16 protein-coding genes are annotated in these 21,223 nt (G+C 62.0%); 4 read left to right on the forward strand and 12 right to left on the reverse strand.

The features are described from left to right. The 3 genes from uca (at window position 1) to ACODTZ_RS01585 (ending at window position 5,738) form a co-directional block, all read left to right on the forward strand. Window positions 1–3,540 carry an urea carboxylase gene (uca, locus tag ACODTZ_RS01575; protein WP_489023259.1) on the forward strand — a complete coding sequence of 1,180 codons (3,540 nt, stop codon included), beginning with the start codon at window positions 1–3 and terminating at the stop codon, window positions 3,538–3,540. Between the two features lies 1 nt (window position 3,541). After that, window positions 3,542–5,359 carry an allophanate hydrolase gene (atzF, locus tag ACODTZ_RS01580; RefSeq protein ID WP_489023261.1) on the forward strand — a complete coding sequence of 606 codons (1,818 nt, stop codon included), beginning with the start codon at window positions 3,542–3,544 and terminating at the stop codon, window positions 5,357–5,359. Between the two features lie 169 nt (window positions 5,360–5,528). Beyond that, the gene (locus ACODTZ_RS01585) at window positions 5,529–5,738 is read left to right on the forward strand and encodes a hypothetical protein (RefSeq protein ID WP_489023263.1); all 210 of its coding nucleotides are present in this window, start codon (window positions 5,529–5,531) and stop codon (window positions 5,736–5,738) included. Between the two features lie 319 nt (window positions 5,739–6,057). On the opposite strand, the gene ACODTZ_RS01590 is transcribed toward ACODTZ_RS01585, so the two are convergent. From ACODTZ_RS01590 to ACODTZ_RS01610, 5 genes are all read right to left on the reverse strand, one after another. Then, window positions 6,058–7,122, reverse strand: a complete 1,065-nt coding sequence (locus ACODTZ_RS01590; RefSeq protein ID WP_489023265.1) for an ABC transporter ATP-binding protein — start codon at window positions 7,120–7,122, stop codon at window positions 6,058–6,060. A gap of 24 nt (window positions 7,123–7,146) precedes the next feature. Then, on the reverse strand, window positions 7,147–8,667 hold the full coding sequence (locus ACODTZ_RS01595) for a DUF5060 domain-containing protein (RefSeq protein ID WP_489023267.1): 1,521 nt from the start codon (window positions 8,665–8,667) through the stop codon (window positions 7,147–7,149). A gap of 36 nt (window positions 8,668–8,703) precedes the next feature. Beyond that, window positions 8,704–9,585 carry a carbohydrate ABC transporter permease gene (locus ACODTZ_RS01600; RefSeq protein ID WP_245206634.1) on the reverse strand — a complete coding sequence of 294 codons (882 nt, stop codon included), beginning with the start codon at window positions 9,583–9,585 and terminating at the stop codon, window positions 8,704–8,706. A gap of 5 nt (window positions 9,586–9,590) precedes the next feature. Beyond that, the gene (locus ACODTZ_RS01605) at window positions 9,591–10,487 is read right to left on the reverse strand and encodes a carbohydrate ABC transporter permease (protein ID WP_132668223.1); all 897 of its coding nucleotides are present in this window, start codon (window positions 10,485–10,487) and stop codon (window positions 9,591–9,593) included. A 99-nt stretch (window positions 10,488–10,586) separates the two neighbouring features. Continuing rightward, the gene (locus ACODTZ_RS01610) at window positions 10,587–11,825 is read right to left on the reverse strand and encodes an ABC transporter substrate-binding protein (RefSeq protein WP_037185902.1); all 1,239 of its coding nucleotides are present in this window, start codon (window positions 11,823–11,825) and stop codon (window positions 10,587–10,589) included. Between the two features lie 232 nt (window positions 11,826–12,057). On the opposite strand from ACODTZ_RS01610, the gene ACODTZ_RS01615 reads away from it, so the two are divergent. Then, window positions 12,058–13,257 carry an ROK family protein gene (locus ACODTZ_RS01615; RefSeq protein WP_489023270.1) on the forward strand — a complete coding sequence of 400 codons (1,200 nt, stop codon included), beginning with the start codon at window positions 12,058–12,060 and terminating at the stop codon, window positions 13,255–13,257. A gap of 28 nt (window positions 13,258–13,285) precedes the next feature. Here ACODTZ_RS01615 and dhaL read toward each other — a convergent pair whose 3' ends face one another. From dhaL to ACODTZ_RS01650, 7 genes are read right to left on the reverse strand one after another with little or no spacing between them, the layout of a single operon-like run. After that, the gene (gene dhaL, locus ACODTZ_RS01620) at window positions 13,286–13,930 is read right to left on the reverse strand and encodes a dihydroxyacetone kinase subunit DhaL (protein WP_489023271.1); all 645 of its coding nucleotides are present in this window, start codon (window positions 13,928–13,930) and stop codon (window positions 13,286–13,288) included. Further along, window positions 13,930–14,946 carry a dihydroxyacetone kinase subunit DhaK gene (locus ACODTZ_RS01625; protein ID WP_489023273.1) on the reverse strand — a complete coding sequence of 339 codons (1,017 nt, stop codon included), beginning with the start codon at window positions 14,944–14,946 and terminating at the stop codon, window positions 13,930–13,932. The genes dhaL and ACODTZ_RS01625 overlap by 1 nt, the downstream gene beginning before the upstream one ends. 58 nt (window positions 14,947–15,004) lie before the next feature. Then, window positions 15,005–16,882 carry a D-apionate lactonase gene (apnL, locus tag ACODTZ_RS01630; protein ID WP_489023275.1) on the reverse strand — a complete coding sequence of 626 codons (1,878 nt, stop codon included), beginning with the start codon at window positions 16,880–16,882 and terminating at the stop codon, window positions 15,005–15,007. After that, complete coding sequence (locus ACODTZ_RS01635) at window positions 16,879–17,913, reverse strand: Gfo/Idh/MocA family protein (protein ID WP_489023277.1); 1,035 nt, start codon at window positions 17,911–17,913, stop codon at window positions 16,879–16,881. The genes apnL and ACODTZ_RS01635 overlap by 4 nt, the downstream gene beginning before the upstream one ends. 3 nt (window positions 17,914–17,916) lie before the next feature. Then, window positions 17,917–18,981 (reverse strand): ABC transporter permease, encoded by a 1,065-nt coding sequence (locus ACODTZ_RS01640; RefSeq protein ID WP_018896822.1) that lies wholly within the window; start codon window positions 18,979–18,981, stop codon window positions 17,917–17,919. Beyond that, a complete protein-coding gene (locus tag ACODTZ_RS01645) occupies window positions 18,978–20,522 on the reverse strand; it encodes a sugar ABC transporter ATP-binding protein (RefSeq protein ID WP_489023279.1) in 1,545 nt (514 codons plus the stop codon). Before ACODTZ_RS01645 ends, ACODTZ_RS01640 begins: the two co-directional genes overlap by 4 nt. Window positions 20,523–20,524: 2 nt before the next feature. Continuing rightward, on the reverse strand, window positions 20,525–21,169 hold the full coding sequence (locus tag ACODTZ_RS01650; RefSeq protein ID WP_489023281.1) for a DUF2291 family protein: 645 nt from the start codon (window positions 21,167–21,169) through the stop codon (window positions 20,525–20,527). Window positions 21,170–21,223 lie beyond the last annotated feature (54 nt).

Raw genomic sequence — 21,223 nt, forward strand, 5'->3', positions numbered from 1 at the left:
ATGTTCAAGAAAGTTCTGATTGCGAACCGGGGCGAAATCGCCGTCCGGGTGATCCGCACATTGCAAAAAATGGGCATTGCCTCGGTAGCGGTCTATTCCGATGCCGACCGCTTCGCCATGCCGGCGCTGATGGCGGATGAGGCGGTGCGCCTCGGTCCGGCGCCGGCCACCGATAGCTACCTTAATGTCGACGCGGTGATCGCCGCCTGCAGAGAGACGGGCGCGGATGCAGTGCATCCGGGCTACGGCTTTCTCTCCGAAAACATCGGCTTCGCCGAGCGGCTTGCCGATGAAGGCATCGCGTTCATCGGCCCACGGCCGGAACATCTCTCCGTCTTCGGTCTCAAACATACGGCGCGCGAGCTTGCCGAGAAAAGCGGCGTTCCGCTGCTCCCCGGCAGCGGGTTGCTTAAGTCCGCTGACGAGGCTTTGGCGGCGGCCGAGCGGATAGGCTACCCTGTTATGCTGAAGAGCACGGCAGGCGGCGGCGGCATCGGCATGCAGCTGTGCGGCGATCCTGAAGGCCTCAAGGCATCGTTCGAAAGCGTGCAGCGCACCGCTGCCGCAAGCTTCGGCGATGCGCGCGTTTACATCGAGCGCTTCGTCGCCGATGCCCGCCATGTCGAGGTGCAAATCTTCGGCGATGGCAAGGGTAGGGTGGTGGCGCTGGGCGAGCGGGATTGCTCGCTGCAGCGGCGCAATCAGAAGGTGCTTGAGGAAACGCCGGCCCCGGGACTGAGCGATGGCGTGCGCCAGCGCCTGCATCGCGCGGCAACGGAGCTTGGCGCTTCGGTATGCTACGCCTCCGCCGGCACGGTCGAGTTCATCTATGATCCGACCCGCGAAGAGTTCTACTTCCTCGAGGTCAACACGCGCCTGCAGGTCGAGCATCCGGTCACCGAGGCAGTCTATGGCATCGATCTCGTCGAATGGATGATCCGGCAGGCGGCCGGTGAAGACATCCTGGCGCGCGCGAACGATCTGAAGCCGCAGGGCGCTTCTATCGAGGTGCGCGTCTACGCCGAGATGCCGCATGCCGGCTTCCGCCCGAGCGCCGGTCTGCTGACGCAGGTGCAGTTCCCGCAAACGGCGCGCGTCGATAGCTGGATCGAGACGGGCACCGAAGTCAGCCCCTTTTATGATCCGATGCTCGCGAAGATCATCGTCGCCGCCGAGGATCGGCCCGCGGCCATCGAGAAGCTGAAAGCGGCGCTCGACGAGACCTCGATCTACGGCATCGAGACCAATGTCGATTATCTCCGTGTCATCGCGCAATCCGAGTTGCTGGAAAGCGGCAACGTATCGACGACCGCGCTGCGCACGCTCGAGTTCGTGCCGGATGTCGTTGAGGTGCTCGCACCCGGCGCGCAATCGAGCATGCAGGAGCTTCCGGGCCGGCTCGGGCTTTGGCATGTCGGCGTACCGCCGAGCGGGCCGATGGACGAGCGTTCGTTCCGCCATGCCAACCGCCTTGTTGGCAACGACGAAACGACGACGGCGCTGGAGCTCACCGTATCGGGCCCGACGCTGAAGTTCTTTCGCGATGTCACGGTCGCCCTCTCCGGCGCTAGAATGCCGATGATGCTTGATGGCGTCGAGGTGCCGCATGGCCAGGCAATTGCGGTTGGGGCCGGCGCGGTGCTGTCGATCGGCAGCATATCGGGGGCGGGACAGCGCTCTTATCTGGCCGTCTCGGGCGGGTTTGACGCTCCCGTCGTCCTCGGCTCGCGCGCGACCTTCGGCCTTGGCCAGTTCGGCGGCAATGCGACAGGAGCGTTGAAGGCGGGCCATGTGCTGCGCCTGGCGCGCGCAGTGCATACGGTCTCGCAGGCAATTGAGGCCGAGGCGCCGGTTTTGACCAGCGATTGGACGATCGGTGTCGTCTATGGTCCGCATGGGGCCCCCGACTTCTTCCAGGATGGAGATATCGACGAGCTTTTCCAGGCGTCCTACGAGGTGCATTTCAACAGTGCCCGCACGGGAGTTCGCCTGATCGGACCGACGCCGAAATGGGCGCGCACCGATGGGGGCGAGGCGGGGCTTCATCCGTCGAACCTGCATGACAATGCATACGCGATCGGCGCGATCGACTTCACCGGCGACATGCCGATCATCCTCGGGCCTGATGGCCCGAGCCTCGGCGGCTTCGTTTGCCCTGCCGTCATCGCGCGCGACGAACAATGGAAGATGGGCCAGCTGAAGCCCGGCGACCGCGTTCGCTTCGTGCCGGTGGCACGTCCAGACGATCCGATCGCGACGCCCGCTGTTCACCGGCCACGCGCCGAAGCCGGCTCGCCTATTGTCGGCGCAAGCGATGAGGGGCCGGTCTCCGTTGTCTATCGGCGCCAGGGGGACGACAACCTGCTGGTCGAATACGGGCCGATGACGCTTGATATCGCGCTTCGCCTTCGCGTGCATCTGCTGATGGAGACCCTCGCGCAGTCCCGGCTGCCGGGGATCATCGATCTGACGCCGGGCATCCGGTCGCTTCAGATTCACTATGATGGCACGACGATCACCCGCAAGCGACTGTTGGGATTGCTTGGCGAGATCGAGAAGACATTGCCCGCCGCCCAGGATGTGAAGGTGCCGAGCCGCATCGTTCATCTGCCGCTCTCCTGGAACGATCCGGATGCCGAACTGGCCATGCGTAAATACCAGGAGCTCGTCAGGCCGAATGCGCCGTGGTGCCCCGATAACATCGAGTTCATCCGCCGGATCAATGGTCTGGCCGACGAGCAGGCCGTTCGCGACGTCGTCTTCGACGCCAACTATTTGGTGCTCGGTCTCGGGGACGTCTACCTCGGCGCGCCGGTGGCGACGCCGGTCGACCCACGCCACAGGCTGGTCACGACCAAGTACAATCCGGCGCGGACCTGGACGCCGGAAAACGCGGTCGGCATCGGTGGCGCGTACATGTGCATCTACGGCATGGAGGGTCCGGGCGGTTATCAGCTGTTCGGCCGCACGATCCAGGTGTGGAACACCTGGCGCCAGACGCCGGTCTTTGCCAAGGATAAGCCGTGGCTCTTGAACTTCTTCGATCAGATCAAGTTCTTCCCTGTTGACCACAAGGAGCTGACGGAAGCGCGCAGCGCCTTTCCGCACGGCGGATACCCGATCAGGATCGAGGAGACGGAATTCTCCTACGCGGCATATGAACGGGAGCTGCAGGCTAATGCGGCGTCGATCGGCAACTTCAAGGCCGGCCAGCAGGATGCGTTCAACGCCGAGCGCCATCGCTGGAAGGAAGCCGGGCTCGATACGTTCGTGGCCGATGAGGGTGCTGCCGAAAGCATGGATGGCGATATCCCCGCCGATTGCTTCGGCGTTGCCAGCGCCGTACCCGGCAATATCTGGAAATTGCTGGTCGAACCCGGCACGCCAGTCGCCGCTGGCGACACGCTTGCCATCATTGAATCGATGAAAATGGAAATCAACGTCACGGCCCACGCCCCCGGCAGGGTGCGCGAATTGCGCGCGGGAACGGGAAGAAACGTAAAGGCGGGTGATATTATCGTTGTGCTGGAGGAGATCTGACATGTTGCCAACCATTCTCGATATCGCGACGTTGCGCGCCGCCTATGCGTCTGGATCGACGCCGCTCGATGTGGTCGAAGAGGTGATCGCAAGGCGCGCCGCATCAACTGATCCGGCGATCTTCATCACCAAGGTCACAGACGATGCGCTGCGCGAAGCGGCGAAGGCGCTGATGGCGCGGGCGCCTCAAGCCAACAGCCTGCCGCTGTGGGGCATCCCCTTCGCGGCCAAGGACAATATCGACGCGAAGGGCCTGCAGACCACGGCGGCATGCCCGGCCTATGCCTATGATCCTGATGAAGACGCTACCGTCATCGCCCGGTTGCTCGCAGCCGGTGCGATCCTTATCGGAAAGACCAATCTGGATCAGTTCGCGACAGGTCTCAACGGCACGCGCTCGCCACACGGTGCGCCGCGCTCGGTCTTCGATGCCGACTATGTGTCGGGCGGCTCCAGCTCGGGGTCGGCCGTGGCCGTAGCGTCAGGCTTGGCGGCATTCAGTCTTGGGACGGATACCGCGGGTTCCGGCCGCGTACCGGCGGCCTTCAACAATCTTGTCGGCATCAAGCCGACGCCGGGGCTGGTGCCGAATACGGGTGTCGTTCCCGCTTGCAAGAGCGTGGATTGCGTCACGGTGTTTGCGGCAACGGTCGGCGATGGCGTTGCCGTTCGCAAGGTCCTGCAGGGCTTCGATCGCGGGGACGCCTTCTCGCGGCACCCACGCGAGGTGTCGCTGCCGACCGATCGTCTGCGGATCGGCGTGCTCGGCGAAACGGAACGTGAGTTTTTCGGCGATCGCGAGGTCGAGCGGCTCTACGATCATGCAATCGAGCGGGCGAAGGCGCTTGGCGCCGACATCGTGACCTTCGACTACGCGCCGTTCCGCCAGGCGGCGGAATTGCTCTACAATGGCCCATGGGTTGCCGAGAGGCTCGCTGCCGTCGAAGCGTTCCTGGCCACCAACGCCGACGATTTCGATCCAACCGTGCGGTCGATCATCGAAGGTGCGAGAGGCAAGACTGCCGTCGATGCCTTCAACGGTCAGTATCGTCTCGCGGAACTGAAACAGGCGACCGAAGAGGAGTGGGCGAAGGTCGATATCCTGCTGCTTCCCACATCGCCCACGACCTACAAGGTCGAAGAGATGCGCGCCAATCCGGTGGAGCTCAATGGGCGGTTTGGCCGGTACACCAACTTCGTCAACCTCCTCGATTGCGCCGCGATCGCCATTCCTGCCGGCTTCGACAGCGCGGATCATCTGCCTGCCGGCGTCACGCTTGTCGGGCGGGCGTTCACCGATGACGCGCTGGCGCTCGTTGCCGACGCGCTGCATCGCGCGGCCCCCTGCGGGATGGGCAAGGACAAGTCGGCCGCGCTGCCGCAATCGCCGGCTATCGAAGTCGCACCCGCCGGTATTCCGATCGTCGTGGTCGGCGCGCATCTGACCGGCATGCCGCTCAATCACGAGCTCACCACGCTGGGCGGGCGGCTGGTAAAGACCTGCCGGACGGCCGGCGATTACAGGCTGTTTGCGCTGAGCGGTACTGTGCCCGCGAAGCCCGGCCTCATCCGCGAGCCGGGGTTCGCAGGAAATGGGCTGGAGGTCGAGGTCTGGATGCTGCCCGCCGACGGCTTTGGCCGCTTTGTCCAGAAAATCCCGGCCCCGCTCGGGATCGGCAAAATCACGCTTGATGATGGCGCCAGTATTTCGGGCTTTCTCTGCGAAGCGCATGCCGTCGCCAATGCCGTCGAGGTGACATCGCATGGCGGCTGGCGTGCCTACATCGCCTCGCTCAGGGCCTCGGCTCCCGTCAGCTGACGGGGGTACGTTCGGCCAACTAAAAGAGTGCTCCGCTGCTATGTGTGGCGGGTTATCTACCGGCGACATCCAGCAACTGCAACGTGTCGTTTGCCTTGATCCTGCCACGCTGGCGACATTTGGGTGTTACATGCGCGTAGTATTCCTCCTTGCAACAAAGGAGTGTGCCATGCAGGACATGACCATGTCGGAAGTCTTGAGGGATCCGATGATCCGCCAGATGCTGCGGGCCGATCGGATCAGCCTCGGCGTTTTCGCCGAATTGCTCGAAACGGCAGCCAAAAAGCGTGCGCATGCCTTTTCGGCAAACGGAACGGCGGCATTTTGTGCCGGTATGCGTGCCGAACAGGCTGAAACACAGGTCAAGACGGCGTCTTGAGCCGCCGTCTGCCAACGCCCGGTTTCGGGCGTTGAAAGCTATTTCATCGCATGATCGAAAGTTATGGACCCGTCCCTGCCCCGTAGGGACGGGTTTACCGATCCGTAACCCCACGGACCACGATGTTTGGGACCGCTGTCCGTTTGATGGCATTGCTTCGTGCTGCCATGCAACTGAAAGTACGTTGCTTGGTTAGCTGGTAAGGTTACCAGCCGTGCCATGGGGACAATACCTGCCTTGAAGGCAATACTGTCTGCCAAAGCCTTGCATCCACCGCGCTTAGACGACGGATGCAAGATCTTGTTCGTCGCGTTGCAGTCTATATCCGGCGCTGCGTGGCCTTGTCGAAGAAATGCACGTTCGGCGATTTCAGCGACAGCTTGACGACTTGGCCCGGCGTCAGGTCGGCGCGTTCGCGCATGACCCAGGTGATCTCCTTGCCTTCGACCTCGAGCGCGACATGCGTTTCAGACCCAGTCGGCTCGACCACGCTGACTGTCGCCGGTACGCCGCCGTCTTGCGCGAAGGCGAGGTCCTCAGGGCGAATGCCGACGATGACGTCGCGGCCATCGGCGTTTGCAGTCCCCTGCGCGAGCTCGACCTGCTGGCCTGATGGCAGTACCAGCCGCGGTGTGTCGCCGCCCATCAACTTGCCTTCGAGAAAGTTCATCGCCGGCGAACCCATGAAGCCCGCGACGAAGACATTCTGCGGCCGGTCGTAGAGCTCCAGCGGCGTGCCGATCTGCTCGACCTTGCCGCCCTGCAGCACGACGATCTTGTCGGCCATGGTCATGGCTTCGATCTGGTCGTGCGTGACGTAAACGATCGTGGTCTTCAGGCGCTGGTGCAGAGCCTTGATTTCCGCGCGCATCTTGACGCGCAGTTTGGCGTCGAGGTTGGAGAGAGGCTCGTCGAAGAGAAACACCTTTGGATCGCGCACGATGGCGCGGCCCATGGCGACGCGCTGGCGCTGGCCGCCGGACAGCTGCGCCGGTTTGCGGCCAAGCAGCGGCTGGAGGCCGAGGATCCCGGCGGCCTCGCCGACCTTCTTGTCGATCTCCGCCTTCTTCGCGCCGGCCAGTTCCAGCGCGAAGCCCATGTTCTGCGCTACCGTCATCTGCGGATAGAGCGCGTAGTTCTGGAACACCATCGCGATGTCGCGATCCTTGGGCTGCAGATTGTTGACGACGCGGCCGCCGATCGAAATCTCGCCGCCGGTGATCTCCTCCAGCCCAGCGATCATCCTAAGCAGGGTCGATTTTCCACATCCGGTCGGGCCAACGAGAATGACGAACTCGCCATCGGCGATATCGACGTCCACGCCGTGAATGATGTCGACGGCACCGTAGGATTTCTTGACGTTTCTAATGGCCAATCCGGACATAGAATTCCTCCCTGTGAGACCTGCTCAACGCTCGCTGCGCACGCGAAGTGCCAGATATGGCTTGCCCGGCAGCTCGACACCGAAAGCGGCATCGGCCTTGCCGCCGCGCACGATCGCGCCGTGGCGTGTCGGGTGCGGAATCGGCGCTTCCACCTTCTTGGCGGGCGTGATCGTCATGTTCCACGTGTCGATGATGTCGACCTCATAGTTGTCGCCATCTTTCGGGAAGCCCGAGGACCAGACGACGGGCTGATGCTCGCCGAGGTAGATGTAGCGCAGGTCGGTGCTGCCATCGCGCACGCCGGAAACGCGGGTCCACGGCCATTCGCCGACAGCACCCATGGGATCAAGGCCGTGTGTCACGTCCTGCTCCAGGAGGCCACGGAAGAAGCTGATGCGCTTCCAGGCTTCACCGCGCAGTTCGCCGCCCTTGGCCCACCAGATCAGATCGTCAGGGTGCGAATAGGTCTCGCCGTGGCCGGCATAGCCGCCGCGCGTCACGGTGATCCAGAAGCGGTGCACCAGTTCCTGCGCCGTCAGGTTGCCCCAGCACTGCACGATGTTGCCTTCATATTCCGGCTCGTCGTTGACGACGGGCTTGCCATAGGCGTCGCGCCAGGTCTGCGTCAGCTTGACATCGGGGTTCTGAATGCAGGTGTGTGTAACCCATGGCTTACGATGATCGAAGTTCATCGACACTTCGCCGTTGTGGATCGACTTCAGGTGCTGGTAGGGATCGTTCTCTTCCAGGATATGGAAATAGCGGTCCCATTGCTCCACCGGCTTGGTGTCTAGCAGGAAGTCGTATTCGTTGGCGAGCGCCCACCATACGTTACGATAGGCGGCAAGGCGAGCCGCGAGATAGGCGACATACCGGAAGTCCTGCTCGGCCGACATGTCGGCATAGCCCCAGCGATCGTAGGGGTGGAACATGATGATGTCGGCTTCGATGCCAAGTTCGCAAAGGGCCGCGACCTGCTGTTCGAAATGGCGGAACATGACCGGGTTCGGACGATCAAAATCTTCCTTGCCGTCGGCGCCGTTTTCGAAACAGGGGTAGAGCGGTTCGTTGGTGTTATAGGGGTAATCCTTGGGGAATATGCCCATGCGGATCTTGTTGAAGCCTGCGGTCTTCAGCGTTTCGAGCGTCTGCGCCTGCATCTCCAGCGGCTGGTGCGTCCAAGCATAGCAGGTCGTGCCGAAGGAGAGGAACGGCTTGCCGTCGGCATAGGCGAAATGGAACTTGTTGCGCACGCGAACCGGGCCATGGTTGCCGGCAGACGGTGCGATGGCGACGAATGCGCCGGTCTTGCCGTTGAGCTCGGCGGTCTGCGAACGCGTCTGAAAAGACCACTCGCCTTCGACATCGGGCATGAAGCGCACGCGATAGACGCCATCGCCATCATAAAAGCCCGGCACGCGAACTTCGCGGCTCTTGTGGGTGAAGACGGCGTCGAGGCTCACGTCGATATAGGGATTGCCGCCGGACGGGCCGTTGAAGGCCGCTTCGAACACACCCCATTTTTCGACTGTTGCTATGGACATGAAAGATCTCCTCGAAAGACTTTAAATTTCGGTCGCTCAGCCTTTGACCGCACCAGAGGTGAGGCCGGAGACGAAGTACCGTTGGAAAATGAGATAGACGAGCGTGGCGGGCAGGACCGTCATGACGATGGCGGCGTTCAACTGGCCGTAATCGCTGGAGAACTGGCCCTGGAAGGACATCAGCCCGAGCGGCAGCGTCCACATGTGCTGATCCTGAAGAAGCACCAGCGCCATCGCAAATTCGTTCCAGGTTGAGACGAAATCCAGGATGAGGAGTGCGGCCAGAACCGGCAGGCAGACCGGCAGGAAGATGCGCCGGAAGATGGTGAAGTGGGTAGCGCCGTCGATCAGTGCTGCCTCGGATAGCTCCTTCGGCAGGCCCTTGAAGAAGCCGTGCAGGATGAAGACCTGGTAGGGAACGCCAAAGGCGATATAGGGCAGGATGACGCCGGGATAGGTATCGATCAGGCCGAACGAATTGACGAGCGTGAAGAGCGGCGCCAGCATCACCTGGAACGGGATCATGGTTCCGAAGACGACGATGAGCAGCAGGAGCTTGCTCACTTTCATCTTGATCTTCGCCAGTGCGTAGGCCGCCATCGCCGACATGGCGAGGCCGAGCGGCACCTTGAAGACGGTGATGATCACGCTGTTCATGAACGACTCGGCGAAGTTGCCGCGGCTCCATGCACTGGCATAGTTCTCGAAGGCGAACTCGACCGGCGGCATGAACGCGCCGGTGCTTGTCACCGCCGCCTTCGTCTTCAGCGATGTGAAGACGATGAAGACGAAAGGTGCGAACCAGATAAGCGCGACGATGATCAGCGCGATCCACAGGCCGATCAGGACGGGGTCACGGCCGGGCTTGTTCGTGGTGGTGATGGTTTCAGACACAGAGATCGGTCCTGATGATGTCATCGTCATTATTCGGTGTCCTCATGCTTCTGCGTCCAGCGCAGGTACGGCACGACGATCGCGATGGTGATCAGCAGCAGGACGACCGAGATGGCGGCGCCGCGACCGAAGTCGAAGATCTGCATCGCCTGCGTGAAGGCCCAGAGCGCCAGCATCTGCGTGGATTGCGCCGGTCCGCCGCCGGTGAGGCCGTAGACGATATCGAATGCCTTCAGCGACGAGATGATCGAGAGAACGAGGACGATGGTCATCGTGGTGCGCAGCGCCGGGAAGGTCACATGCTTGAAGATCGCCCAGCGGCCGGCGCCGTCGATGCGGGCGGCTTCGACCAGCGTCTGCGACACGTTCTGAAGGCCGGCCAGGAACAGCACCATCGAGAAGCCGACCGACTGCCAGAGATAGGCGACGAAGACCGAGTAGAGCGCGATGTTCTTGTCGCCGAGCCAGTCCTTGATCCACATCTGCAGGCCCATGTTGGTCATGAGCTGGCTGAACAGACCGAAGAAGGGGTCATACATCCACTTCCACATCGTCGCGACCGCGATTGGCGCGATGATGACGGGGAGATAGAAGATGGCGCGAAACGTGTTGCGGCCGAAGATCTTCTGATTAAGCGTCAGCGCCAGCAACAGGCCGACCATCGGCGGGAAGGCCACCGACATGATGGTCCAGATGACCGTGTTCTTGAAGGCGACCCAGAACACCGGATCACGCGTGAAGATGTACTGGTAGTTCGCCAGGCCGACGAATGGGCGTTGCGGATCCAGCCCGTTCCATTTCTGGAAGCTCAAGACCACGACGTTCAGCATCGGGTAGAGCGCGAAGACCGCGTAGATCGCCATGGCAGGCGCGAGCAACAGGAGCGCCTGGAAGCGCGGGTCGTGTGTTCGGTTTTTCAATGACATGGGTATCTGCTCCGCGCGACGTGTGTCTGGCGAGTGGCATTGGATTGAGTGGTGGTCGGTCCCAGCGGGATGCGGGACCGACCGATGTCCTGGGAGGACTTAGGTGCGACCGGCGATGAACGTCTGCAGCTGCTTTGCTGCATCGGCCGGTTCGGTGTTGCCGGCGGCGACGTCGTTGATCACACGGAAATACTCGGTCGTAACGTCAAGCGGGAAGGCCTGGTCGCCGTTCATGTAGACCTTACCGTAGGTCTTGAAGACATCGAGCCATTCGGCTTCCAGCGGCTTCTGGTTCGCGTACTGGACATTCTTGTTGACCGATGTCGAGCTGATCTGGCCGACGAGATCCTGCTGGACCTTGGTCGACAGGAAGTAGTCGAGGAACTTCGCAGCGAGATCCGGATGCGGGCTCTTGGTGCTGATGTAGTTATACTCGGCAAAACCGTAGAGGCGCTGCGTGTTGGTCGGGAACGGGAACATGCCGTAGTCGTCCAGATTGGCGCCGCTGGTTTCCAGCTGGCTGACCAGCCAGTCGCCTTCGAGCATCATCGCCGCGCGTCCTGCCGTGAACAGGCTATAGGACTGCTTGTTGTCGATGCCCATGAAAGGCTGCAGCGTGTAATCCTTCGTCCACTTGGCGAATTCGGTGAAGGCGTCGGTGGCGCAAGGCTCCGTGGACCAATCCGCCTTCATGGCCTTCAGCGCGTCGTGCTTTTCGGCACCGCACTTCGTTTCCAGGATGACGTCCATCAGGCGCATGACATGCCAGTTGACCGATCCGCCGAAGGTGAAAGCGGGAATGCCTGCGGCCTTCAGCTTTTCAGCGTCGGCCAGAAATTCTTCATAGGTCTTCGGCTCTTCGGTGATGCCGGCCTGCTGGAACAGCTTCTTGTTGTAATAGACGGCTTCGCCCTTGAAGGTGAAGGGAACGCCGTGCTTGCCACCCGGATAGAGGTCGGCGAATGCGGCGGCTGCCGGCAGCAGCTCATCGTTCCACTTGTATTCGGTGTAATACTTGTCGAGCGGCGCCGAGAGGCCGGCCTTCACATATTCGCCGCCCAGGCCAAGGCCTGCCCAGCTGAAGTAGATGTCGGGGCCTTTGTTCGAGCCGGCCGCGACACGCAGCGCGGTCTTGTGCTCATCGATGGCGCGCTGAACGATTTCAACCTTGGTGCCGGGATTTGCAGCTTCGAAGTCGGTTGCGACCTTCTTGAGCGCGACGTTGGCGGCGTTGTTGTCGAAGTTCAGCGTCCAGAGCGTCAGGTCTTCCGCCTTCAGGCTCGTCGCAGTGATCGCGAGCACGGATAGCGTGGCCATGAGTGTAGTCTTGATCGTCATTAAACCCTCCCTTGTGCGGTCCTCTCCGCTAATGTGTACACTCTCGAAAATTCCGATTGGAGTCAATACTTATTTCGTAAATGAACAAAGTCGATTGCATAAGTGGCCACAGTCGGGCTTAATATTTCGAAACGGCGGATATCGCTTACGAAATAGGCGCGATTATTTTCTGATCAGAAATATGTTGCCGCCGAGTGGCGAGTCAGGCCTATTTCATGGAGAGGAGCTATGAATGGTTGGCATCAGGGAACTTTTCGAGGATCAGACCGCGCCGGCGGGGCGCATCGTGCGCGCCATCGCGGCAATTGGGTCGGCGACCGCGACGCAACTGGTGAAGTCGACGGGGTTGGCGCGGTCGACCGTCTCCACGCTTCTCACCGAGTTGAAGGACAGTGGCGTCGTTCTGGACGTTGACACGAAGAGCAATGGCTTCGGGCGACCGTCGCAGCTCTTGTCGCTGAACCCGGCGGCGGGTCGCTGCGCCGGCGTGCTCCTCGGGCTCGGCGAAATTCGGATCGCGATCTGCGACCTCGCGCACACCGTGCTGTCTGACATCTGGTTCGCGATGGATACGGACTATACGCCTGATGACGCCGCCAGATGCGTGCGCGCGAGCCTTGAGCAGCAATGCGCTCTGCTCGGTGTGGATATGTCCGAGCTACTGGGCGTGGGCTTGGCGATTTCCGCGCCCGTCTCCTATGACGGTGAAATCCTCAACGGTTCGATCTTGCCGACATGGTGCGGCACCAATATCGCCAATGTGTTTTCCGAGCAGCTCGGTTGCCCGATCCATGTCGAAAACGAGAGCCATTGCGGCGCGCTTGCGGAAATGACCTGGGGAGCCGCGGTCGGGGAGACGAATTTCGTCCTCTTCAAGTTCGATCTCGGCATCGGCGGCGCCATCGTCATCGACAGCACGGTGCAGCGCGGCGCTCATGGATATGCCGCCGAGTTCGGCCACATGTCGCTCGATCCGCGCGGGCCGCTGTGCCGCTGTGGCAATCGCGGCTGTCTGGAGACCTTCGCCGGTGGGTTCCAGCTGCTGAGATACGCCGAGCAATCTTTTGGTGCGCCCGTCAGCATCGAACAGTTTGTCGAACGCGCGCGCAATGGCGATCCAGGATATGCGCGGCTTGTCGATGACGCGGCCGAGATGGCGGGCTGGGGAATGGGGATCGCCTTCACCATCCTCAATCCCCCCTTGTTCATCATCGCCGGCAAGCTGGCGGAGGTGGGGGAGAGTTTCATCGATGGCCTCGAGCGAAGTTTCGCCCGCCACTCCGTCGCGCCGCCCGCCCATTCGCCGGAAAAGCGCAGGCCTCGATTCGTCGTCGGCACTTTCCGCGGCAATGACGACACGGTCATGGGTGCGGTGGCGCTCGTGTTGCGGCAACACGGACGCATCACCAACGAAGCGTCGCCCGTTTCCTGATTGCCGAAACGGCGGTTCGGCGCATGCCTTATTCCGCCGATAGGGTGTTTCGGATGCTCGATATGACCATGGTGGCTGATGCCGCTCCGGGGTCTATATGGCCGAGCGACCGCTCGCCCAGCCGCGCCGAGCGCCCTTTGCTCGCAACCATATCCTTGGTCGCATCGCGTCCCTGTTCGGCCGCTTGCAACGCCTGCGAAAGGCATTGCCGCAAGCTGTCGCCGCGTGCTCTGGCCTCTTCGCAAGCCGCGGCGGCCGGTGCCCAGGCATCCACCATCGTCTTCTCGCCGATCTCGGCCTTGCCGCGGTCCTGAATACCTTTTGCCAGCGCGGCGAAGACGTCGAGCAGATCCTCATCGCTAAGAGTAGCCTTGCCCTTCACCGCTGCGCCGGCGCGCATGAAGGCGGTCGCGTAAAGCGGGCCGGAAGAGGCGCCGACAGCATTTAGGAACGCCTTGGCAGCCGTGTTGAACAGCGTGGTGGGGTCTGTAGCGGCGGGGTCAAGCGCGTCGGTCGCTTTGGCTGCAGCGGTGAAGCCGAGCTCCATCGCGATCCCGTGGTCAGCGTCGCCAATGACGCCGTCCAGCTGGCATAAATTGTCTCGCTCGGCGGTCATCACGTCGGCGATATCCTGGAAGAGGCGCTGAAGGTCCTTGGTGGCTACGTCACCCATTAGATCGCCTTTCCACTGCGAAACATCGCGCAGTCGCACGGATGATCGATCAGCGTCTGCAATTCGTCATCGAGGGCCATGAGCGTGACTGATGCACCAGCCATTTCAAGAGAGGTACAGTAATTGCCGACGAGCGAGGTGTGAATGATAAGGCCAGCCTCGTCCAACCGCGCCTTCACCCGGCGCATGATGATGTAGAGTTCCATCAGCGGCGTGGAGCCGAGCGAGTTGATCAGAACGGCCACGCGGGTTCCCGGCGCGATGTTGGCATCTTTTAGGATCGCATCGATCAGTTCGTCGGTGACAGCGTCGGCCGGTCTCAGCGTTTCGCGCGAGACGCCAGGCTCGCCGTGGATGCCCATGCCGACTTCCATTTCGTCGCCGCCAATCTCGAAATTCGGCCGCAATGTCTGCGGCAGCGAGCAGGGGGACAGGGCGACGCCCATGGTGAAGGTGTGGTCGTTGGCCTTGCGCGCGACGCGCTCGACCTCGTCGAACGTGTACATCAGATCACAGGCAGCACCGGCCGCCTTGAAGACGAAGACGTTGCCGGCCACGCCACGGCGCTTTTCTTTCTGGTCGCGCGGTGCGGAGGCGACGTCATCGGTGGTCACCACGGTGCGCACATCGATATCGTCCATGGCAAGCATTTCCGCCGCCATGTCGAAGTTCATCACGTCACCGGCGTAGTTGCCGTACATGAAGAGCACACCGGCGCCCTTATCGACCGCATTTGCACATTCGATGATCGGATCGGGCGGAGGCGAGGCAAAGACATTGCCGACAGCGGCAGCATCCGCCAGTCCCTTGCCGACGAAGCCTAGGAAACTCGGTTCATGGCCGGAGCCGCCGCCGATCACCAGCCCCACCTTGCCATCGCGAGGCCCGTTTTTCGCAACAATCGATCGCGGCGATCCTTCGATGGCGTAGAGATGATCGGGATGTGCCGCGAGGATGCCCTCTAGCATTTCGTCGACCGCCGCGCCGCCGTCATTGATAAGCTTTTTGGTCTTCACGCTGGTCCTCCCGATTGCTGCGTCTGGAAGGCTATAGCTACGCCTTCCAGACGCAAGATCAATCCGAAAGCGCGACAGAGGTCGCCTGATATGGGGAAAGAGTGAGCACGCCGCCCATCAGCGCGTCGGCGAGCCTCAGCGATCCGAGATCAACCTCCTGGTCTTGGTCGGTGATGTTGACGATCCAGAGTGCCGACGCCGTCGCCGTCTTTGTCGCGAACGCCAGAACGCGCGATGGGTTGGAAGAGAGGCACTCCCGCCACTCGGTGCCGGCGAGACCGGCGAGTGTCTTGACAGCGTTGAAGAGCGGGCGGTGTCCATCAGCGGTGAAGCGCTCATTCTGTCCGGCAAGGAGGCCGAAACTTCCGGTCAAAGCCGACAGCGTCAGGCATTCCAGCTCGGCGTCCAGTACCTTCGACACATAGCCCATGGCGAAGGCTTGCGCGAAGAGCCCGTTGTGACGCGGATCGGTGTTGGCCATCGGTATCCGGCCGCCATTCGGATTGTCCATCGTTCGGCTTCCGTAGGGATTCTGCCGCATGGGAATGGTCGATGGACCAATGCGATAGGGCTTGTCGCCATAGATAGCGCGGACCGATCGGGTGATGAAGGGCAGGGCCTCCAATGTCTGCATGACGCTGAGGTCGTCGGCGGCATGGACGATCGGGTTGGTGCAATGGCTGATGAAAGCGAGCGGCGCGGAAGGAACACGCTTGCGATTGAGCTCGGTGAAGTAGCTCAGCATGCCGCCGCCGATGCGGATATCGGGGAATGCCGCATGCGCGGCCTCGTAGACATCTTCGAGCGGCGGGCATTCCGGCCACTTGCTGCCCGGCGGAGTGGATTGGCGATCGACCGATGGCGAGATGATGATCGCGTCCGGCTTGAAGCCGACATCGCGCATCTGCGTTGCGATCAGCGTGGTCTCGTCGAGGAGCGGCTGCTTGCACGGCAGGGCGATCTCAAGCGTCGATGTGCCGGGATGAAGTCTGACCACATCGGCGAAGCGGTGGAAGGCTTCCGCCTCGTGTCCGGCTGTCGGGTCGAAGTGGAAGAGCAGTTCCTGCGGCTTGATCTCGGCGAGCACGGCGCTCGCCTTGACGACGGCGTCCGCCTCTTCCGGCGTGACGATCACGCCGATCGCAGGCATCCGCCCACGCCGCTCGCCGAGCGTCAGTGTCGTGAGCGGCGAATACCCATTCGCCGTCGCGGCCAATGGCTTGGGGCGCTTGTCGGCGATATCGAGGACGATGCGCTGCTTGACCGTTTCACCCGCCGGGATCTGGTAGGGCCAGGGCAAAGCGAGCGGGCGCACATAGGTCTTGTAGGAGGCATCCGACCAGTTGCGCTGGTCTTCCACCTCGAACACGTCGCCTTCCATGCCGCACCGCGCGGTCACGTTGGTCATGACGGTATGGGTGATCGCGCTCATGTTCATGAACGGCTGCCACGGCTCGATCAGATCAGGGAACCGGGTCTCGACGCGCTGTCCGTCGGCATGTTCGACGGTGACGGGTGTGCCGGCCACGCCGACGATCGGGTGGAGAATGCAAAAGCCGCAGCGGTTCGTCTCAAAGCCCGTGCTCGAGATCGCATCGGCCTCGAAAACGAGTGGCGAGCCAGCTTGCGCCGAGATGCGCACACCGATCGCCAGCTCGGTCGCATCCGGCCCCTTGCAACGGGCGGTGTAGCGGACCGAAAAGGCATCGTCTCCCTGCTCGATTGTCAGGTCGGCGATCTCGGGCGCGTAGGTGCCCCAGTCGCGATCGCGCACGAGATAGGAGACGGCGCGCAGCACTTCCACGCCGTCATAGGCGATCGTGCGCAGATTGCCATCGCTCAGATCAGCAGTCAGCCTGCCAGCGGTGAGGCGGACCGGCTTCTGCTCGAGCGCATGCGTTCCGTAGATCCGGAAGCTGTCCGACGACGTGCTCATCGCAGCATCGCCTTGACGTCGACCGTCTGGCCGCTGGCGGCGCTGTCATAAGCGGCCTCGACAAGTGCGAAGGTCTTGAGATTGTCGGCGCCCGAGGTCGAGGTCTCGCCGCCGGCGGCCAGCCGCTCGGCCCAATGCTGCTGAATGGCGTAGACGCTTTCCTGGATATTGTGCCAGGGGCGCGATGCCCAGGAGAGCAGCGTGGGCGACACGTCCGAAATCTCGGTGCCGTTCTTGCCGGTCACTTCGAGCTTGTAGCCCTGGACCAAGCGGATGCTGCCTTCGGTGCCGTCGAGTTCGATCAGCGTCTCGGGGAAGGGCTCGGTCGAGAGCTTGGAGGCATAGCTGACATCGACGATCGAGGTCGCGCCGTTTTCGTGGTCGAGCAGGATCGTGGCGACGTCCTCGCCCTTGATCTTCGGGTTGACCCGCTTCGTGCGGGCGCTGAGCGCTGCCACGTCGCCCAGGATATAGCGAGCGATATCGAGCGTATGGATGCCGAGATCTTCGATGATGAAACGCTCGCCTTCCGCGAGATAGGGCTGGCCCGAGAAGACGTCGTAGCCCGAACGGAACGAGAAGCGGCCCCAGAAAGGCTGGCCGATGGCGCCGGATTCCAGGGCCTTCTTCACGGCCTGGATCGGCGTCTGCCAACGGAAGTTTTCGTGTACCATCAACGGCAGCCCGGCATCGGCGCAAACCTTGACCATGGCCTTGGCGTCATCGAGCGTCTTTGCGAATGGCTTCTGGCAGATCGCCGGTACATTGTGCGCGGCGGCCATCTCGACCAGAGCGCGGTGGCTCTGGACGGTGGTGGCGATATCGACGAAATCGAAGCCACCATCGGCGAACATCTGGGCCGCATCGCTATAGCGCCTGTCGATGCCGAACTGGTCGCCGACGATTTTCAGCCGCTCGGGGTCGCGATCGCAGATCGCCACGATCGAAGCCCCGGCAACGTCCTGCCACGCATGCATCTGGTTGACCGCGAAAAAGCCGCAGCCGATGAGTGCGCCATTCAATTCCGTCATTGCTTATCCTGCCTTTGCCATTTGCATGAGAGTCACGCGCTGTTGCAGACGGCGCTGCGCCTGATCCACCACAACCGCGATAATAATCACCAGCCCCTTGATGACCATCTGCCAGAAGGACGAGACGCCCATCATCACAAGTCCGTCCGACAGGATGCCGATGACGAAGGCACCGATAATCGTGCCGCCGATCGTGCCGCGTCCGCCCGACATCGAAGTGCCGCCGAGCACCGCCGCGGCGATCGCGTTCAATTCGAAGCTTTCGCCGGTGGCCGGATGCGAGGCCATCAGCTCGGACGAGATGATGAGGCCGACGATCGCCGCGCACAGGCCCGAGAACATGTAGACGAAGATCTTCACCACATCGACCCGGATGCCGGACATGCGCGCCGCACGCTCGTTGCCGCCGACGGCGAAGATATGCCGGCCGATCGGCGTCGAGCGCGCCACGTAGGCGGCAATTAGGGCGAGCACGATCAGAATCCAGATCGAAACCGGCAGGCCCAGCATGCGGCCGGCGCCAAAGACGTCGAAGCCCGTCGTCATGTATTCCGGCTTGCCGACGAGATTGGGGAAGGTCTGGCCATCGGAGGAGAGCAGCGCGAGGCCGCGTGCGATATAAAGCGTGCCGAGCGTGGCGATAAACGGCGCGACGTTGAGCTTGGTGATCAATAGTCCGTTGATCAGGCCGATTGCCAGGCCAACGGCCAGCGTGATCAGCACGATCTCATAGATGTTGAAGAAGATAGTGTAGCCGATCGGCAGTTCCACGCCGTTGAGGATCAAAGCGCCGGCGACCATGCCGCACAGACCGACGATCGAGCCGACTGAAAGGTCTATGCCGCCTGTGATGATGACGAAGGTCATGCCCATGGCCAAGAAGGCATTGAGCGCGACGTGTTTCGACATCAGGATCATGTTGGCCGTGGATGTGAAATTCGGCGCGAAGATCGCGAAGAAGATGATCACGGCAAAAAGGGCGATGAAGGTTCTGAGCTTCATCAGCGTGAGGAGAATGGAGCCGCTCGACCGCTTGGCCCCGAATGTGGAAGAGGTGTCCGCCGTCATGACGCGAGCTTTCCTTGGTGTCCGTGACCTTTGGCAGATGCCGCGATGATAGCCTCTTCCGTTGCTTCGCTTCTGTCGAAGACGGCGACCAGCTTGCCGTTGCTGAGAACGGCGATGCGGTCGGAAAGGGCCATGACCTCTTCAAGGTCTGAGGTTGAAAACAATATTGCAAGGCCCTTGGCGGCCAGTTTGCGCATGGTGCGGAACACATCCGCCTTGGCGCCGACGTCGATGCCGCGGCTGGGCTCGTCCATCAGCAGAACCTTTGGATTGGTCATCAGTGCCTTACCGATGACCACTTTCTGCTGGTTGCCGCCGGACATCGAGGTGACCTCGAATTCCGGGTTCGGCGCCTTGATGGAGAGATCGCGGATCATATCGTTGATGCCCTGCCTTTCGGCACCGGCCTTGATATGAAAGAGCCGCGTAAAGTGATCGAGGCTGGCGAGCGTCAGATTGCTGGCGATGGAGAGCACCTGCACCAGTCCTTCGCGCTGACGGTCCTCGGGGATGAGGGCAAGCCCCTTCCTGATCCGCCCCGTCGTGTCTTGCGCGCGCACCTCCCGACCGTCGATGAAGATCTTGCCGGTCGAGTGCTTGTGACGGCCGATCACGCATTCGAAGAACTCGCTGCGTCCAGCGCCCATCAGGCCGTAGATGCCGAGGATCTCGCCTGCGCGCACCGAAAGCGAGACGTGGTCGACGGCCAGCCCGCCGGTTCTGCGCGGCAGGCTGATTTCCTCGGCGCGGAAGGCCTCCGGCCCGAGCTCATGGTCGGCTGCTTTGGCGAAATCCTTGGCGTCCGAGCCGATCATCGAGCGGACGATCCACTTGGTGTCGATGTCGCGAACCATCGCATGGCCGGTGATCTGGCCGTCGCGCAGCACGGTGATGTAATCGCCGATCCGCATCAGCTCTTCCAGCCGGTGCGAGATATAGACGATGGCGACACCCTGCGCCTTCAATTCCGCGATGACCTTGAACAGGATTTCGACCTCGGCCGCCGAAAGCGCGGAGGTCGGCTCGTCCATGATCAGGATGCGGGCGTTGAGCGACATCGCCTTGGCGATCTCGACCAGCTGCTGCTGGCCGATCGGCAGGTCCTCGACCATGGTCTCGGCATTGATGCCGGCATCCAGGCGTTTCAGGAAGGCGTTGGCCTTTTCGATCTGCGCCTTGTGATCGATGCCGCGAATGCCGCGGGTGATCTCGCGGGTGGCGAAGATGTTTTCGGCCACCGTCATGTTGGCGAAGAGGTTGAGCTCCTGGAAGATCATGCCGATGCCGTGGGCCTGGGCGTCCGCCGGACTGTCGAAGGAAACCGTTTCGCCATCGAGGACGATACGTCCAAGGGTTGGCCGCTCGACGCCGGCGATGATCTTCATCAGCGTCGATTTTCCAGCGCCGTTTTCGCCCACCAGCACATTCACCGCGCCACGCCGGAGCTCGAGGTCGGCGCGCTTGACGGCGACGATGCCGGAATAGACCTTGGACACCTCTTCGAGGCGCAGGATAACGTCGTGTTCGATCGTTTCGCTCATCGCTACGGCCCCACCGTCAGTTCGGCCGGGGTCACCAGCGGCAACTGGCCGGATGCCGGCAGCGGGAAGGCGCCGGTGACCGTGACGGTCTTGCCGGTCAGGCCGTCGCGCGGTAGGGGCGCCAGGAGGGCGGTGTTGATCTTCTCGTTGAACGCCTTGCCGAACTGCGCCCATTCGATCTGGTTCTTGAACTCGTTGAAATTAACGAATTCCAGCGTATCGCGCAGCGCCGTTCCGCGCACGGCGGGGCCGATCTGCACCTTGGCGTCAGCCTTGCCGTCGCCATCGGCGTCCACATCGATCGTGGCCGCCCGCGATGCCGTATCGGCAGCGACGACCTTGCCACTGAGCTTGACCGCATAGGTCCAGGGCGCGCTCGCCTGTTTGCGGGGATTGCCGTATTTCTCGCCGGCCTGGTCCGGGCTCGACGCGGCAAGCGCCACGACGTCCTTCAGCTCGCCGGCCCGCTTTTGCAGATAGGGAATTGCCTGCGACTGCCAGATGGCCTCGACCTTTGCCGCGGGATCGAAGGCGCTCTTGGCGGTTTCCGCCGCCTTTTCTTCCGCCGTCGGCGTTTTGATGATTTTGCAGCCCGGCAGTGCCATCGCAAGCAATGCGATTACAACCGCACTTCTGACCCTCGCCATCCACGAAACTCCAATCTTATGGAATAGGATAAAGAACGAAGAGCGCGGATGATC

The organism is Rhizobium sp. FG113 (assembly GCF_057809895.1).

Coding starts and splice junctions, on each gene's coding strand:
- ACODTZ_RS01640 (WP_018896822.1), bottom strand. CDS start 18,981: ATGACGGCGGACACCTCTTCCACATTCGGGGCCAAGCGGTCGAGCGGC.
- atzF (WP_489023261.1), top strand. CDS start 3,542: ATGTTGCCAACCATTCTCGATATCGCGACGTTGCGCGCCGCCTATGCG.
- uca (WP_489023259.1), top strand. CDS start 1: ATGTTCAAGAAAGTTCTGATTGCGAACCGGGGCGAAATCGCCGTCCGG.
- ACODTZ_RS01615 (WP_489023270.1), top strand. CDS start 12,058: ATGGTTGGCATCAGGGAACTTTTCGAGGATCAGACCGCGCCGGCGGGG.
- ACODTZ_RS01585 (WP_489023263.1), top strand. CDS start 5,529: ATGCAGGACATGACCATGTCGGAAGTCTTGAGGGATCCGATGATCCGC.
- apnL (WP_489023275.1), bottom strand. CDS start 16,882: ATGAGCACGTCGTCGGACAGCTTCCGGATCTACGGAACGCATGCGCTC.
- ACODTZ_RS01590 (WP_489023265.1), bottom strand. CDS start 7,122: ATGTCCGGATTGGCCATTAGAAACGTCAAGAAATCCTACGGTGCCGTC.
- ACODTZ_RS01635 (WP_489023277.1), bottom strand. CDS start 17,913: ATGACGGAATTGAATGGCGCACTCATCGGCTGCGGCTTTTTCGCGGTC.
- dhaL (WP_489023271.1), bottom strand. CDS start 13,930: ATGGGTGACGTAGCCACCAAGGACCTTCAGCGCCTCTTCCAGGATATC.
- ACODTZ_RS01645 (WP_489023279.1), bottom strand. CDS start 20,522: ATGAGCGAAACGATCGAACACGACGTTATCCTGCGCCTCGAAGAGGTG.
- ACODTZ_RS01650 (WP_489023281.1), bottom strand. CDS start 21,169: ATGGCGAGGGTCAGAAGTGCGGTTGTAATCGCATTGCTTGCGATGGCA.
- ACODTZ_RS01605 (WP_132668223.1), bottom strand. CDS start 10,487: ATGTCATTGAAAAACCGAACACACGACCCGCGCTTCCAGGCGCTCCTG.
- ACODTZ_RS01595 (WP_489023267.1), bottom strand. CDS start 8,667: ATGTCCATAGCAACAGTCGAAAAATGGGGTGTGTTCGAAGCGGCCTTC.
- ACODTZ_RS01610 (WP_037185902.1), bottom strand. CDS start 11,825: ATGACGATCAAGACTACACTCATGGCCACGCTATCCGTGCTCGCGATC.
- ACODTZ_RS01600 (WP_245206634.1), bottom strand. CDS start 9,585: ATGACATCATCAGGACCGATCTCTGTGTCTGAAACCATCACCACCACG.